The 15626-nt window shown below is 66.5% G+C and carries 15 protein-coding genes; 5 read left to right on the top strand and 10 right to left on the bottom strand.

All coding sequences use genetic code 11. The features are described from left to right. Positions 1-98 precede the first annotated feature (98 nt). The gene (locus tag VKF82_10190; GenBank protein ID HME82435.1) at positions 99-707 is read left to right on the top strand and encodes a hypothetical protein; all 609 of its coding nucleotides are present in this window, start codon (positions 99-101) and stop codon (positions 705-707) included. Positions 708-713: 6 nt separating this feature from the next. On the opposite strand, the gene rodA is transcribed toward VKF82_10190, so the two are convergent. From rodA to minC, 5 genes are read right to left on the bottom strand one after another with little or no spacing between them, the layout of a single operon-like run. Further along, positions 714-1823, bottom strand: coding sequence for a rod shape-determining protein RodA (gene rodA, locus VKF82_10185; protein HME82434.1), 1110 nt, complete (start codon positions 1821-1823; stop codon positions 714-716). Positions 1824-1855: 32 nt separating this feature from the next. Then, positions 1856-2290, bottom strand: coding sequence for a cell division topological specificity factor MinE (gene minE / locus VKF82_10180; GenBank protein ID HME82433.1), 435 nt, complete (start codon positions 2288-2290; stop codon positions 1856-1858). Positions 2291-2310: 20 nt separating this feature from the next. Next, positions 2311-3249 carry a septum site-determining protein MinD gene (gene minD, locus VKF82_10175; GenBank protein HME82432.1) on the bottom strand — a complete coding sequence of 313 codons (939 nt, stop codon included), beginning with the start codon at positions 3247-3249 and terminating at the stop codon, positions 2311-2313. Between the two features lie 5 nt (positions 3250-3254). Next, positions 3255-4040 carry a septum site-determining protein MinD gene (gene minD, locus VKF82_10170; protein HME82431.1) on the bottom strand — a complete coding sequence of 262 codons (786 nt, stop codon included), beginning with the start codon at positions 4038-4040 and terminating at the stop codon, positions 3255-3257. A gap of 4 nt (positions 4041-4044) precedes the next feature. Continuing rightward, positions 4045-4782 (bottom strand): septum site-determining protein MinC, encoded by a 738-nt coding sequence (gene minC, locus VKF82_10165; GenBank protein ID HME82430.1) that lies wholly within the window; start codon positions 4780-4782, stop codon positions 4045-4047. Between the two features lie 225 nt (positions 4783-5007). Between minC and VKF82_10160 the strand changes: the two genes are divergently transcribed. Both VKF82_10160 and VKF82_10155 read left to right on the top strand, forming a co-directional pair. Continuing rightward, the gene (locus tag VKF82_10160; protein ID HME82429.1) at positions 5008-6981 is read left to right on the top strand and encodes a M48 family metallopeptidase; all 1974 of its coding nucleotides are present in this window, start codon (positions 5008-5010) and stop codon (positions 6979-6981) included. A 93-nt stretch (positions 6982-7074) separates the two neighbouring features. Further along, positions 7075-8106: a hypothetical protein gene (locus VKF82_10155; GenBank protein ID HME82428.1), complete on the top strand. Its 1032-nt coding sequence runs from the start codon at positions 7075-7077 to the stop codon at positions 8104-8106. A 23-nt stretch (positions 8107-8129) separates the two neighbouring features. Here VKF82_10155 and recR read toward each other — a convergent pair whose 3' ends face one another. Genes recR through VKF82_10130 form a run of 5 tightly spaced genes read right to left on the bottom strand, consistent with a single transcriptional unit; the run spans position 8130 to position 11918 of the window. Beyond that, positions 8130-8729 carry a recombination mediator RecR gene (gene recR / locus VKF82_10150; protein HME82427.1) on the bottom strand — a complete coding sequence of 200 codons (600 nt, stop codon included), beginning with the start codon at positions 8727-8729 and terminating at the stop codon, positions 8130-8132. A 10-nt stretch (positions 8730-8739) separates the two neighbouring features. Continuing rightward, the gene (locus VKF82_10145) at positions 8740-9042 is read right to left on the bottom strand and encodes a YbaB/EbfC family nucleoid-associated protein (protein HME82426.1); all 303 of its coding nucleotides are present in this window, start codon (positions 9040-9042) and stop codon (positions 8740-8742) included. Between the two features lies 1 nt (position 9043). Further along, a complete protein-coding gene (dnaX, locus tag VKF82_10140; protein HME82425.1) occupies positions 9044-10711 on the bottom strand; it encodes a DNA polymerase III subunit gamma/tau in 1668 nt (555 codons plus the stop codon). A 41-nt stretch (positions 10712-10752) separates the two neighbouring features. Further along, positions 10753-11388, bottom strand: coding sequence for a hypothetical protein (locus VKF82_10135; protein HME82424.1), 636 nt, complete (start codon positions 11386-11388; stop codon positions 10753-10755). Beyond that, positions 11385-11918: a sigma-70 family RNA polymerase sigma factor gene (locus VKF82_10130; GenBank protein ID HME82423.1), complete on the bottom strand. Its 534-nt coding sequence runs from the start codon at positions 11916-11918 to the stop codon at positions 11385-11387. Before VKF82_10130 ends, VKF82_10135 begins: the two co-directional genes overlap by 4 nt. A gap of 281 nt (positions 11919-12199) precedes the next feature. Between VKF82_10130 and VKF82_10125 the strand changes: the two genes are divergently transcribed. Beyond that, a complete protein-coding gene (locus tag VKF82_10125; GenBank protein ID HME82422.1) occupies positions 12200-13855 on the top strand; it encodes a RecQ family ATP-dependent DNA helicase in 1656 nt (551 codons plus the stop codon). Then, positions 13856-15592: a hypothetical protein gene (locus VKF82_10120; GenBank protein ID HME82421.1), complete on the top strand. Its 1737-nt coding sequence runs from the start codon at positions 13856-13858 to the stop codon at positions 15590-15592. Positions 15593-15626 lie beyond the last annotated feature (34 nt).

The following is a 15626-nucleotide window of genomic DNA, read 5'->3' as shown; positions in this document are numbered from 1 at the left end:
ACATTGGGACTGTGCGGCGCCAGGTGTGCAACGGGTCGCGCTTTGGGCCTCCGGCATTATGGCCCGGCTTACGGTGTATTTCTGTGGCGGTCCAACAGATGCCTCTCGGCGGGACAGGCCCGCTGGAGAACCCGTACACGCTCTCGCTCGACCCAGCTGGCGACATCTGGATCGGCGACCGGAGCGGAGCAGCCAGTCACCTGTACGAATATTCCGCGCCGTTCACGAGCTCGTCCGTCCCCGCCCTCACGCTGACCAACGCCAACGGCTTGACCGACGCGACCGGCACAGCTTTCGACGGAGCAGGACACATGGCGGTCGGTCAGGAGGCCTCGCATAACGTGCTCGTCTACAACACGCCGCTGACCATCACCAGCATGCCGTTCGCGACGATCCCGCTCGCGGGTCCTGGCCAAGGCGTCGCTTTTGACAGCGCCGGCAACCTCTACGCTGCGATCGAGCAGGCGCCGGGCGGCATCGCAGTTTTCCACCCGCCGTTCACCAACGGCGAAACGCCCGCGTTCTCGTTCGGCAGCGCCATCGGGGCGTTCCCGGCGTTCGATTCGAGCGGCAACCTATGGGTGCCCGATTTCAACCAGCACGTGAACGAGTATTCGCCGCCGTTTTCGGCCGCCTCAGCGGTTGCGGTGAGCGTGCCTCTGGTCGGCGGGACTGGGGCAGCGACAGGCGTCGCGTTCGGTCCGTAGCGAGGACTAGTCGAACTGCATCTTGTCGCGCTGCAGGTGGATGTTGAGCAGGATGCCCACCGCCATGAAGCACGTGATCAGGCTGGAGCCGCCGTAGGAGATAAAGGGCAGCGGGATGCCGGTGACCGGCATGATGCCCACCGTCATGCCGATGTTCACCAGGATATGGAAGGCGAACATCGCGATGATCCCGGCGGCGACCAGCACGCCGAACTTGTCGCGCGCGGCGCTCACCGCGAGCGTTCCCGTACCCAGCAGCACAGCGTAGAGCCCGAGCAAGAGCATCGCACCGAGAAACCCCAGCTCTTCGCCGATCACCGCGAAGATGAAATCGGTCGCATGCTCGGGCACGAAGCCGAGCTGGGTCTGCGTTCCGTGATACAACCCCTTGCCGGTCAGCTCGCCTGAACCGACCGCGATCTTGGACTGGATGAGGCTCCAGCCCGCTCCTTGCGGATCATGCTTGGGGTCCAAGAACACCAACAGCCGCTGGCGCTGGTAGCCTCTTAAGAAGTAAGGCGTCATCACGGCGATCGCGCCCGCCGCGGTGACGGTCGCCGCATACGCCGCGAAGTGCAGCAGATTCGGCAATGCGAAGAACAGCATCGCGCTCAAGATCGCCATGAGGACGAGCGCGGTGCCGAGGTCCGGCTGCTTCATCACGAGCGCGGCTGGGATGGCGACGATCACGAGCGGCAGCCACAGATCGCGCAGGCGCGACCAGCTGCGGCGCGGATCGGCGAGCACTGCGCCCAGCGCGAGGATAGTGAACAGCTTGGCCGGCTCGGACGGTTGGAACACGAATGGTCCGACCCCGATCCAGCGCTGCGCGCCGAGCGCCTGATGGCCCGCCAACGCGACGGCCGCGAGCATCAGGATGTCGACGATGTAGATGGGCCAGGCGAGCCGCTGCCAGATGTGATAGTCGATGAACGCGAGCGCCAGCATGGCGATGACGCCGAGCGCCAGGTAGACCGCCTGGTGCATGAAGTCGCTGTGGCCGCCCTGCTCGTGCAGCGTGGCGCTCTTGATGACGACCAAGCCGAAGGCGCCGAGCGCGATCGCGGACGCGGCGAGCGGATAGTTAAAGGATAGATACCACGGACGCTCGAGCATGGGAGCCGAGCCTTCGATGAGCCGTGAGCGCGCTACTGCGGCGGTTCTCCGGGCGGCTGCGGGCCTTGGTCTTGAGGATGGTGTTTGCGCCGGCGTTTGCGCCGGCGTGAGCGCGGCGGCGTGCCCGAGGCCTCGAACAGGAACCCGCCATTGGCTCCGTTTGCGCCGTTGGTGCCATCGGCGGCGGCTGCGCCGTTGCCGCTCTCCGCGAGCGGGCGCACCTTGAGCACCGGGATGTTGGCGAGCAGCATGAACTGGCGCTCGGCGTTCTCGAAATGGACGTCGAGGCCACGCTCGTCGATGTCGAGATAGCGGCGCACCACGCCCAGCATCTCGGTCTTCATCGAGTCGAAGACATCGGGCGCCAGCGACACGCGATCCGACATGAGCACCAGACGCAACCGCTCCTTGGCTTGCGTCTTGCTCGCCTCTTCTCGCCGGAAGAACTTGTTGATAAAGTCCAACATTGCCGTTTTTCCCCCGCGGCCTATGGCTTGCCCAAGCCGAGCGTCGACTTCAAGCGCGAGACGAATCCCTCGGGCGCTTGGAATGATGGGATGGCGACCGTATCTCCCAGCAGCCGCCGGACGATGCGTCGAAACGCCGCGCCCGTCTGAGATCCGTCGATGTCGATGACCGGCGTCCCCCGGTTGGTCGCGATGATGATCTCTTTCTCGTCGGGGACGACGCCGACGAGCTCGAGGCGCAAGATGTCCACCACATCGTTGACGCTCATCATCGTGCCCTTCTTGACCAGCGCCGGGCGCACGCGATTGACGATGAGCCGCGCCTCGACGTCGGGCGGCAGCAGGCCGATGATGCGGTCCGCATCGCGCACCGCCGACACCTCAGGCGTCGTCACGATGATCGCTTCCTTCGCGCCGACGACGGCGTTGCGAAAGCCCTTCTCGATGCCGGCCGGGCTGTCGATCAGCACGAAGTCGAAGCGCGCAGCCAATGTCTGCATGAGCGCGGCCATCGCCTCGGTCGGCACGTCGTCCTTCTCACGGTTTTGCGCCGCCGGCAGCAGGTACAAGCTGCGGCGCACGCGATCGCGCACCAACGCATCGTCGAGCGAGCACTTGTCCTCGATGACGTCGAGCAGATGCTTATGCACGCGGTTCTCGAGCCCGAGCACCACGTCAAGGTTGCGCAAGCCGACGTCGGCGTCGACGACCACGACATTCTTTCCGGCTTCCGCGAGACCGGTGCCTAAGTTCGCGGTCGTCGTCGTCTTGCCGACGCCGCCCTTGCCGGAGGTGATCACGATCGTGCGTCCCAGCGCCTGGGGCGGCTTGCCCGGACTGCGCGCGGCGACTGCGCTGGCGCTGTCGGTCGCAGCGGCGGGCATGGCCGCGGCGGCGATCGCCTCTTCCACCGTCAATGCGGCGCTCGGGCGGCTGGCGTCGTTCTCTTGCGTGTCCATCGTCCTCACGATCCGATCATGAGCCGGCGCAGCCGCACGAGCAGCCCGTCGTCGGCGAGGTTCGTGAACGGCACGTCCTCGCCCAGCAGGCGCCGGGCGATGGCGGTATAGATGCGCCCGAGCCTGCGCGCGCCGTCGAGCACGACCGGCTCGCCGCGGTTGGTCGTGTCGATGATCTCCTCGTCGTCGGGGACGACGCCGACGATCTCGCGGCCGAGGATCTCCTTGACGTCATCGATGCTGAGCATGTCGCCGCTGCGCACCATCTCCGGCCGCACGCGATTGACGATCAGGCGCGCACGACGGCTGCCCAGCATCCCCAGGATGCGATCCGCGTCGCGGATCGCGGAGACCTCGGGCGTGGTCACCACGAGCGCTTGATCCGCGCCGGCGACCGCGTTGCGGAAGCCGTGCTCGATGCCGGCCGGGCAGTCGACGAGCACGACGTCGAAGTCGACCGCGAGCTTGCGCATCGCGATGCGCATCTGATCCTCGCTGACCGATTCTTTGTCTTTGACCTGTGACGCCGGCAGCAAATACAGATCGTCGAAACGCCGGTCCTTGATGAGGGCTTGGCGCGATTGGCAACGCCCTTCGACGAGATCGACCAAATCGTAGACGATGCGTTTCTCGAGCCCGAGCACGAGGTCGAGATTGCGCAGGCCGATGTCCGCGTCGACGAGCGCTACTTTGAGCCCGAGCTTGGCAAAGGCGCCGCCAAGGTTTGCGGTGGTGGTCGTCTTGCCCACGCCGCCTTTGCCCGAGGTGACCACGTAAACGGTTCCAGCCAATCCCCTATCCCCTCCCCGGCTCCAGCGCGGCCTCGGTCACGATGCCGCCCTCGCGCAGCCGGGCGATCTCCGGCGACGCGGACTTCTTGCGCCGTTCGTCCGGCGCGACCGCCACCTTGGTCGCGATGCGCAGTTGCATCGGTTCGAGGCGCAAGGCGAAGACCTTTGCGGTTTCGTCGCCTTCCGCACCGGCATGCGCCATGCCGCGCAACGCGCCCCACACGACGATGTCGCCCGCGGCGACGAGCTCGCCGCCCGCGTTGACGTCGCCGATGATCACGATATTGCCGCGCGACGATATGTTTTGCCCCGAGCGCACGGTGCCTTTATGATACAGCGTCTCGCCGGCCTCGGTGGCCTGGCCGTTGCGGGCCTTTTTCGACGCGCGTTCGGCCGAGCCGCGCTCGCTGGCCTTGTGCTCGGTGCGGTCGTCGCGCGCACGTGGCGACGCCGCTATGCTCGCACCCACCAACCGCAAGCCCGCCGATTTGGCCAGCCGGGCCACCTCGTCCGTGTCGCACACGGCGCCGTCGGCGACGATTCCGAACTGCTCAAGGGTAGCGATGATGGCCGCAAGCTCGGCGCTTTCGGCCGGCAGCGAACCGAGCATGAGCACGGCGCGGCTTCCCTGGTAGAAACCGGGTTGGGCGAGCAAGCGGTCGCGCAACTGCGACACGGCGGCCGAAAGCGGCCGCTCGTTGAGGTGCAGCAGCAACCCCGATTTCGTGCCCTTGATCTGCAAAAGCCGTCACTCCGGCCGGATAATGCCGCTCCGGCCAACCTGAAAAGCGTCCCGAGCCGCTTGCGGCTCTACGTTACTTGGCACGATGCGATTCCCTTGTGGACAACACTGTGAAGGGACTGTGAACGCTTTGTGGACGGCGCGCCGCGGTCGGACGCGTCGGCCCGAAGGTGCCCGACCGCGGCCCGTCGCAAAGTAGCGTACCCCTCTTACGGAGCTTAGTCCATGAAGATTTGGAAGCGCGCCTTTGCCGGCACAATGCTGGCGGTCCTGTCGCTGACGAGCGTCCCCCTCCCGGCGGCCGCGGTTTCGACGCAGGCCGAGATCCGGCAAGGCCAGGACGAAGTCAAGCATATCGACGCCGAGAACGCCATCGTCAACGATCCGGTGCTCAACAACTGGGTCCAGACGATCGCGGACAACCTCAAGCGCGAGCGCGCCCGGCCCGATATCGACTACACGTTCAAGATCATCGACACCGATGACATCAACGCGTTCTCGCTGCCCGGCGGCTTCATCTACGTCAACTTCGGACTGCTCAACTTCGTCAACTCCGACGACGAACTCGCCGGCGTCATGGGCCACGAGATGGGCCACGTCGAGCGCCGCCACGTCGTCACGCTGCCCGCGAAGGCGCAGGCGATCAACCTGCTGGTCGGCATCCTCTCGATCTTCTCGGTGGTCGCGTATCGCTTCGGGGGGCTGATCGGCGAAGCCGCGATCGAGAAGATCTCGCGTCAAGACGAGCTGCAGGCCGACCAATACGGCCTCATGCTCATGAGCCGCGCCGGTTACGATCCGAACGCGATGGTGTCGTTCATGGATAGGCTCGGCAAGGAAGAGGGCGGGGACACCGACGTCCTCAACAAGTATTTCGAGGATCATCCCGAGTCGGAAGCACGCGTCGCGCATCTCCAAGGCTATCCGCAGCTCGCGAAGAGCGACACGCAACAGACGCTCGCTGAGGCGATCCACGACGAGGGCGAAGGCCGCTACGCCTATTCGCTGGGCAAGTTCAATGACGTGCTCAAAGCCGATCCGAACAACGACCTCGCGCTGCTGAACAAGGGCCAGGACGAATTGGCGTTGGGCAGCTTCGATCAGAGCCAGAGCGCGTTGACCCAGGTCGCCAAGAACCATCAGACCGAAGCCGGCACCGCTGCGGCGCAGCACGAACTGGCGATGATGGCCGCGGACGTGCCGCCCAAGCCTCTGCTCACGAAGAATCTTGACCCGCTGCGCGCTGCCATCGGCAACGCTCAGATCAACGTGCACAACAACCAACAAGCGATTCTCGAGCGTGCGCGGCTGGAGCGCATCGATCTGCACAACTACGACCAGCGGCTCGAAGAGCTGTCCTACGAGATCCCCGATCTGTCGGGCATCGATATCCGTCCGGGCAGCCGGCTTGAAGGCGTGCTGTTCGACCTCGAGCACATGGGCAAAGATATCGATCTTGTCCTCGCCAAGGGCGAGTACATCACGCAGAACGCTTCGGATCTGTCGAGGGACATCGTCAGCACGCTCAACGAGATGGACGCGCCCTTGCACCAGACCGCGCCGACCGGCGAGGCGCTGCGCAACTTCCCCTACTACAATAGTCTGATCGCGCAGCTCAACCAGTCGTCCAACGACTCGCTCACCGCGGTCACCGCGAGCCGCGGGGCGACGGCGCTCGCATGGCAAGGCGTGCCCGCGCTGGATGCGTATTTCAAGAAGCTCTCGCGCGCCCAGCTCGACTTCGGCGGCGACATCTCGCCGAGCACCGCGGCAGAGCTCAAACCGCTGGCGGCGGCGGCGATCGCCCAGCTCGACGTCGCGGCCGATGCCTCCGAGAAGGCGCATGCGCTGTACTTCGCTGCTCAGTCGCGCCAGGAACAGGCGCAGATCACGATGCTGGGCACTTCCTACCCGGAGGTGCGCTACGACAGCTTCGCGCAGGCCATCCACGCGCGCTTAGGCATCGACGCGCCCACCTTCAACCAGACGCAGCAGCTCGGCATGTCGGCCGGCGACGTCGCCGTCGCATCGTGGCTCGCCGCCGAAGAGCGCGTGCCGGTCACCAACGTCATCAACGAGCAGCGCCAGGCGAACAAGGCGTTCATCGACCTCGCCTTGTCGAAGCAGTTCGCGCCCGAGTCGCTTGAAGTGACCCTCGGTCTATGGTACGAGGGGTACGCGGAAAAACCGACGGAGTAGGTGCGAGCACCGATCTCGTAGCCCCGGCCTCTTGAGGCCGGGGCTTTTCTTTTGTCACAAGGTCGCGCCGTCGTGGGTACGGTAGATACGCGTATGCCTTCCGACGTCCCCGCGATCCCCGGTTCGGACACGCCCGGCGCCCAACTCGCCGCCTGGGTGAGCCAGTTCCGCGACCGCATCAACCTCAGCGTGCTCGATGCGCAGGCGGCCCGCCCGGTGCGGCTGCTGCTTGCCGGCGACGGGGCGGGCGAGCTGGCCGACGTCTTGGATCCAGAACGGACGGCACGCGGTTCGGTGCTTGCGCCGCTCGACGAGGCGCCCGGCTGGATGGTCGCCGACAGTGCGAGCCGGGCGATCGTGTTCTGCCCGAGCAGCGGCAGCGTGCCCGAAGAGGCGCTCGCACATTTCGAGTCCTCGTCGCTGCCGGTGTTCGTCATCGACCGGCCGCTGCTGGGCGCGGGGGCGCCTCAAAGCCGGACGACCGGATCGCCTGCGCACAAGCCCGCTCCGGGCAGGCCGGCTCGCTACTACGTCAGCGCGCTCGACGCGCTCGAACTCGGCAGACACGTGCTCCCCGATATCGTCACCGCATGCCGCGACGTCGAGATCTCGCTCGCCGCCAAGCTGCCGATCTTCCGGCCGAGCGTCGCGGCCAAGATCACCGTCGACTGCGCGCTGCAAAGCCTTCAGGTGGCCGGCGCATCCGCGCTCGTCGACCACATCCCCGTGTTGGGACTGCTCCTCGGCAGCATCGCTTCGGCCGGGGACACGATCGTGATCACGGGCATGCAGGTCAACATGCTGCTGCGCATCGCGGCGGCGTTCGGCAAGAAAGCGGAGTTCGCGCGCATCGCCGAGCTTATGCCGGTCATCGGCGGCGGGTACGGCTGGCGAGCGTTGGCGCGCGAGGCGTCTGGCTTCATCCCGTTCGCCGGGCCGGTCATCAAAGCGGGCATCGCGTACGCGGGGACGCTGGTCATCGGCCAGGCGGCTACCTTCTACTACGAGACCGGCAACCGGATGGCGCCCGAGAAGATCGGCGCGCTCTATCGCGAGGCGGTCGAACGGGCGAAGAACGTCGCGGTCGATTTCATCGAACGCCTGCGCAAGAAGCCATCGTCATAAGATAGCGCCCTGCCGAGCTGAGCCTAGAGCGTGCGGCGTCCCTCCAGCGCGCGCGCTAAGGTCGTCTCATCCGCATAATCCAGTTCGCCGCCGATCGGCAACCCGTACGCCAGGCGTGTCACCTTGACGCCTGCGGGCTCGATGAGCCTATGCAGATACAGCGCCGTGGACTCTCCTTCGGCGTTAGGATTGGTCGCAATGATGACTTCCTTGACGCCTTCGGGGCCGAGCCGGTCGAGCAGTTCCTTGACGTGGAGTTGTCCGACGCCGATGCCCTCCATCGGCGAGATGAGTCCGCCCAGCACGTGATAGCGGCCGTTGAACGTCATCGCGCGCTCGACCGCATAGACGTCCTTGGCCTCGCCGACGACGCATATAAGCGACGTATCGCGCCGCGGGTCGGCGCAGATCGAGCACTCGTCGCTCTCGGTCAAGCTGAAACAGCGCTTGCAGAACTTGACCTTGTCCTTGACCGCGACGATCGCGTCCGCCAAGGCTTGCGCGTCTTGCCGGCTCGACGATAACAGGTAGAACGCCAAGCGCGCCGCGGTCTTCGGACCGACGGTCGGAAGCTTCTCAAGCTCACCGATCAGCGTGGAGAGCGGTCCAGCGAGATGATCCAATGCCGTGGGGTCAGAACCCGGGAATGCCCAGGCCGCCGGCCAGCGGGCCCATGCGGGTGCGCGAGAGCTCGCTCACTTTGGCCTGCGCGTCTTTGAACGCGATGCCGACCAGGTCTTCGAGCGTCTCCACGTCCTGCGGATCGACCGCCGCCTTGTCGATCTTCACGCTGCGCAGCTGGCCGTGGCCGTCCAACGTCACGAGCACCGCGCCCGAGCCGGCGCTGCCGGTGACGGTCTCGTTGCCGAGCTCTTCTTGGATCTTGGCGAGCTGCTGCTGCAGCTGGCGCGCCTGTTTGAGCAGATTGGGGTTCATGCTAGATCAGTTCTCCGCCGAGGACGGATTCAGCGAGCGCGAAGCCCGTGCTGCTCTCGGCTTTTTGCTGCGCTTGGCGCGCCGGAGCGCTGCCCAGCACCAGCGCGATGCGCGGCCGTATCCCGCTGACGTGTTCGATCGCGCTCGCGATCAGCGCGCTCGTCGGCGGGTCGCTGAGGCTTTCGAGGAAATGCTTCTTCGTCACGGACAGCGTGACGGTTTCGTCGTTCGCGTCCGCGACGGCCGCGTGCTGCAGGTATGCGAAGACGGTGTTCGACCTTTCACGCACCGCGGTCATGACCAGATGCCACATCGCCGCGAGCCGAGTGGGCGTGAGCGAACCGGTCGCTGCCGGCGCCGAGGCGACGGCCGCAGACGCGGGCGCCGAAGAGAGCGGCGGCGCCTGCGCTTCGTTTTCAAGCGCTTTTGACGCGGTTGCCGCCGCACGCGGTTTACGAGCCGCACCAGCGGGCGCGGGAGCGCCGCCCGGTGCGGGTCCGGCACCCCCGGCGCGCTCCTCGAGCGCGCGCAGGCGGTCGGAGAGGCTTTGCAGCGTCATCTCGTCGGCCGGCATGATGATGCGCGCGAGCGCGAGTTCCAGATCGATGCGCGGCTGCGTCGACCAGCGTTGTGCGACTGTATCCGAGAGCACGCGCAACGCGGTCATGATCCTGGTCTTGGTCAGCTCCTGCGCGCGCGCGGCCACCGCCTGCGCTTCATCCGGCGGGGCTTCTTGTTCGAGCACCTCGCGGCTAGTGCGGGCCAAGAGCGCCAATCTGAACCAATGCAGCAGCTCTCTGGAAAGCCAGCCCGGGTCCACCCCCTGGGCGCTCGCATCGGCGATCGTCTGCAGCGCCGCCGCGGCGTCGGAAGCGATGATCGCGTCCACCAGCCGGTCGATGACGTCTTTGTGCGACTCGCCGAAGGCCGCATCGAGCACGCGAGCGTCGATCGCCTGTCCACCGGCGAAACCGCGCGCCTGCTCGAGCATGACAAGCGCATCGCGCAGCGCGCCGTCTGCGAGGTGGGCGATGCGTCGCGCCGCGATCTCGTCGAGCGCGATCTTTTCGCGCTTGGCGACCTCTTGGAGGCGCGCGGCGATGACCGGCGGGGTCATGCGCCGGAACTCGTAGCGCTGGCAGCGCGAAAGAATCGTCGCCGGAACGCGATGCAGTTCGGTCGTCGCCAGCACGAAGACGACGTACTCCGGCGGTTCCTCCAACGTCTTGAGCAGCGCGTTGAACGCTTCGGAGGTCAGCATGTGGACCTCGTCGATGATGTAGACCTTCTTGCGGAACTGCGAAGGCGCGAACTGGACGCGGTCCCGAAGCTCGCGGATCTCGTTGATGCCGCGATTGCTGGCAGCGTCGATCTCGACGACGTCAAAGGCCGTTCCAGCCGCGATCGAGGTGCAGGCTTCGCAGACTCCGCACGGGTCCGGCCGCGGGCCGTTGGTCAGGCAATTGAGACACTTGGCGAGGATGCGCGCGGCCGAGGTCTTGCCGGTGCCCCGCGGACCCGAGAACAGATAGGCGTGCGCGACGCGGCCGGATTTGACCGCGGCGGTCAGGCCCTGTACCACGGCCGGCTGCCCGACGAGTTCGTCGAAGGCCGCGGGACGATGTTTGCGATACAGCGTCAGGGGTGCGGGAGAGGCGGTGTCGGGCACATCAGCCGCTTTCGTTCGGCTGTTCGCGCATTCCTAGACCGTCATGGCCAGCGAAGTGCGCCCGCGTCCGTAAACGGCTTGTCGCCGGGCGAGAGGACGACTGCCTCGATCGCGCCCTGCGGCTGTTCGACATAGCGAGCAGCCTGCCCACGGTCATCGGCCGTCAGCTCGGCGACCTTTTGCGTCGCACCGCTGCGCGTCTCCCACAACGCGTAACGGCCGTGCGGCGTCAGCCCGTCGGCGACGACGTAGATCCAATGACCGTCCGGCGCTTGCAAGACCTTGGCGCTGCCGGCGCTTTGCGGGCCGCCGGCCATCGGATGGTGGACGAAGTGGCTGTGGACGAGCGCGCCGACCGGCACGGTGAGCGCGTCGTCGCGCAGCCGCACGTTCCAGAACAGCAGCGCAAGACAGGCCGCGAGCGCAGCGGTGGCGACCCACGCCGGCGCGCCGATCCGCCGCCTCGCGACCGGCGCAGCCAGCGGACGCGCAAGCGCGCGGTCCACCGGCCGGGGCGATTCGAGCGTGGCGAGCGCGCCGACGCCGGCCATCGCATCGGCCAGCAGGACGGCGCAGGTCGGGCAGGCATCCGCATGTTCCAAGACGGTGCGCTGATCGTCCTCATCGAGGCTGCCCAGCGCAAATGCTTCTATCTGATCGTGTGGGTGCTGGATCATGATGCTTGCGGCCTCAGTGCTCGGCCCAGGCGCGACAAACCGAGCTGCGCGCGGCGCTTCACGGTTCCCAAGGGGGCGCCCGTCCGCTGCGCGATCTGCGCAAGCGTCATCGCCCCGAAGTACGCGCATGAGATCACTGTCCGCTGTTCGGGCGGCAGCTCGGCGAGCGCGGCGCGCACCCCGCGCGCGTCCTCGGCGGAGACGACGTCCGCGAGCGGATCCGGCGCCTGATCGGGAGCCTCAACGCGCTCCTCGCGCGCGGTTCGGCGCGACTCGGAACGCATGATCGCCAGCGCCGCGTTGCGGGTCACCGTGTACAGCCATGGGCTGATCCCTCCGGTCCTGACGACCAAGCCCTGGCGATGGCGCCAGAGGGCGAGGAACGCCTCCTGGACGGCGTCCTCGGCGCGCGCGTCATCGCGCAGAAGGCGAAACGCTATCCCCTTGCACCTCGGCGCGTAGCGCTGATAGACTTCTTCGAGCGCCGCTGCGTCGTCAGCGGCCAAGCGCCGGACGAGTTCTTGGTCCACGTTCTCCGCGATTTCCCTTGACACATATGGTATTGTTGAGGCGGCCACACTAGACGATATGCCGCTGGCATGCCCGCGGTTCACCTACGGGCCGGGACGTCCCGCGCCGGCTGTTGAAACAGTAGTTTTGGTCCCCGGGTATCCGGGTATATAATGGTTCGGCGGCACATCCGCCGACACGCCGGACCTCGAACAATATAGAAGAGGCCGGAGTTCGTCATCCACGGCGACACCCACGGCGACGACGGCCGGCGCTCCGGCCGCTCCAGAGGCACAGATTTATGAAGGTCGATCTCGACCTGCACGAAGCGCTCCGTACGCACTTCGGCTACGAGCGTTTCCAACCTGGACAAGAAGAAGTCATCCGGCGCGTGCTGGAGGGCAAGGATACGCTTGCCATTTTGGCGACCGGCGCGGGCAAATCGCTGTGCTATCAGCTGCCGGCGCTGCTGCTGCCGGGTACGACGGTCGTCGTGTCGCCGCTCATCGCGCTCATGAAGGACCAGATCGACATGCTGGCCGAGGCCGGCATCAGCAGCACCATCGCCCTGAACAGCACGCTCTCCGACGAAGAGGAGATCTCGCATCTCGAGCGCGTCGCGCGAGGCAACCTCAAGCTGATCTACGTGACGCCCGAACGGCTCGAGGACGAGAGCTTTGTCGAGGTGCTCGAGCGCCTGCACGTTCCGCTCTTCGTCGTGGATGAGGCGCATTGCATCTCGCAGTGGGGCCACGATTTCCGGCCCGCGTATCTGAACTTAGGGCGGGTGATCGCGGCGCTCGGCAAGCCGCCGGTGCTCGCGCTCACCGCGACGGCCACGCCCGCCGTGCGCGAAGACATCGTCACGCAGCTTGGCATACCGCACACCAAGCCGATCGTGCGCGGGTTCGATCGCCCCAATCTCGTGTACGAAGTCGCGCGTACGGCCACAGAAGCAGACAAGCTGCGCGTGCTCAAGGCCAAGTTCACCGGCCCGCTGGCCGGCGCGCTCGGCATCATCTACACCGCGACGATCAAGAACACATACGCGGTCGCCGAGTACTGCAAAACCGAGCTCGGCATCGAAGCCGACGTCTATCACAGCAAACTGCAAAAAGCCGAGCGCGAGCGCGTCCACGACCGCTTCATGAACGAGGACGTCAAGATCGTGGTGGCCACCAACGCGTTCGGGTTGGGCATCGATAAGCCCAACATCCGCTTCGTCATCCACTACGATCTGCCGGGCAGCGTCGAAGCGTACACGCAAGAGGCAGGCCGGGCGGGGCGCGACGGCATGGAGTCGACCTGCCTGCTGCTATACCGGCAAAGCGACACGCGCGTGCAGAACTATTTCCTCACCGGCAAGTATCCGGACGTCGAGGAGGTGCAGAAGGTCTTCGGCACGCTGCAGTACTTCGAGAGCCAGGACAACGGCGTTTCGCTCTCGGACCTGCGCAAGATCTCGCAGCTGCCGCTGACCAAGCTCAAAGTGATCCTCGCGCTGCTCAAGAAGGGCGGCTTCATCCAGAACGTCACGAAGTCCACGTACGGGCTGGCACCGCTGCTCAAGCAGAGCAAGGGGCTGGCGCTCAACCTCGCCAGCTACGAGACCAAGCGCTCGTACGACCAGAGCAAGCTGCAGATGATCCTGCAGTACTGCGAGACGCGCAGCTGCCGGCGCAAGTTCATCCTCAATTATTTCGGGGAGGACTACGATCTGCCTAACTGCGGCGCGTGCGACAATTGCCGCGCGCGGCTCGCCAAAGGCGGCACCGTCGAGCTGTTCGACACGCCGCGCACGGCCAGCGAATTCCGCATCGGAGACATCGTGCAGCATCCCAAGTTCGGTGAAGGCACGGTCGAGCGCGCCGAGCGCGATCTTGTGACGGTGCTGTTCCCGGCGCACGGATACAAGACGCTGCTCGCCACGGCGGTGGCCCGCCAGCAAATCGCGTAAGTGACCCGCGCGCCGCACGCGCAGACGTTCCGCGCCGCCGTTATCGGCGGCGCGTTCGCGCTTGCGATGGCCGTGGCCGCGCTCGGCCCGGGTGGTGCCCGCGGCGATCAGACGCTGCCCCCGACACCACAGCCCGGCTCCAGCGTCATAGGGACGCCCACGCCTGCCGGCAGCGCGACGAATGCCGGGCCGCAACCCATCTATCCGCCCAGCCCCTGCGCAACGGGCGCAGTCGACTGCAGTCCGTTGCCGCAGGGCACGTACATGTCGACGCAGCCGCCCCCGCCGCCGCCCGTCAGCGTGAATCCCGCAAGCGTGCGCGTGCTGCTCGGCCACAGCGCATCCGCCCGGCTGCTCTCGCCGCCGAGCGGCATCGTCATGCTGTCGGGCTTCGACGACAACGTCGTGCGCGCGATCTTCAACCCGGTCGCGCGCACCATCGACCTTTGGGGGTTGCATCCGGGCGCGACGAAAGTGACGGTGACCAGCCAAGGCGGCACGACCGCGACGCTCGAGGTGGCGGTGCAGATCTCGGCCGGCAGATCCGACGCGTTCACCTCGATCAACATCACCGGGCACCCGGCATCGTCGCAGTTCGTCGCCGACATGGCGGCGCAGGCGGCCACCCAAGTGACCTATGCGCAACCGGGCGCGCACATCACGTCGGGTGCGGTCGAGGACTCACGCGAGCTGGAGCCCGATGACACCGGAATCGTGCACGTGCCGATCGACGTGAGCGGCGACAACTACTTCTCTTACCACACCGTCGTGGCCGTGCGTCTGACCAATCTCGCACAGCCTCAGCTCGCTCCGCGCTTGCTCCTCGTCTCGGATTATCCGGAGACGATCACCGAAGACGGCACGCTGTTCTACAGCGACGTCACCTTCGACAAGCCGGCGCGCCTGCTCTATTACCACTACGCGCCGCCGGGCGCGCCATTGCGGCGCGTGCTCGTCAAGGTGGAGAACACCGGCGCCGACGCGAGCCTGCTGGAGATGATCGCGGGCATCGGCGGTCCGTACACGGACATCCTCGGCGTCGGCCACGGTTCGACGATGCGTTTCTTGCAGCGCGAGGCCGCGGGCGAGGGCGAGGTCTTCGAGGTGCCGCCGCGCGCGACGATCAACGTCGTGGACCAGCAGCTGCCCGCGGGCAACCTGGTGGCCGGCATCATGCAGATGCGCGTCATCACCGGGCCAGGATTGCGCGTGGCCGTGGTCGTCCAAGCCGCCGACGCGTCGCCGATCGAGCCTATCTCCGATACGCTGCTCTCGAGCGCGATCAAGCACGCGCGCGGCATCTACCAGATCCCGGAGTTCTTCTACGACGAGTCGTACACGGTCGGTGACGCGCCCACGACGCTGGCGATCGGCAAGCTGCCGCTGCCGAATCTCGTCGAAGGCGACGTGCTCGGCGGCGACTACGGCGTCAAACAGAGCGCGGACGTCAACCTGCTGAACCCCACCGATCGCCCCGCTGATGTCGGGCTGTGGTTCGAACCGCGCGGCGGCCGAGCGACGGGCACGCTGCTCATCGACGATGACGTCGTGCAGCTGCATCCGGTCGACGCGATGAAACCCGCGCTCGTGCGCCGGTTCACGGTGCCGGCGCGAGGCTTCGTGCACGTCAGCGTCGTCACGATGCCCGAAGGCGGGTCGTCATATCCGGTCAATCTGCTGTTCGCGTCCGATCCGCCGGCCGGTGCGGGCTGGAATCTCTCCGCGGCGGTCCACTAAGGAGCCGCCGGCGGCGCTGCGTCGAGCTGCCCGC

The sequence above is a fragment of the Candidatus Eremiobacteraceae bacterium genome (assembly GCA_035314825.1).
Lineage (GTDB): Bacteria > Vulcanimicrobiota > Vulcanimicrobiia > Eremiobacterales > Eremiobacteraceae > JAFAHD01.
Note: the sequence above shows the minus strand (reverse complement) of the source record. Positions and strands in the feature narration are given on the sequence as shown.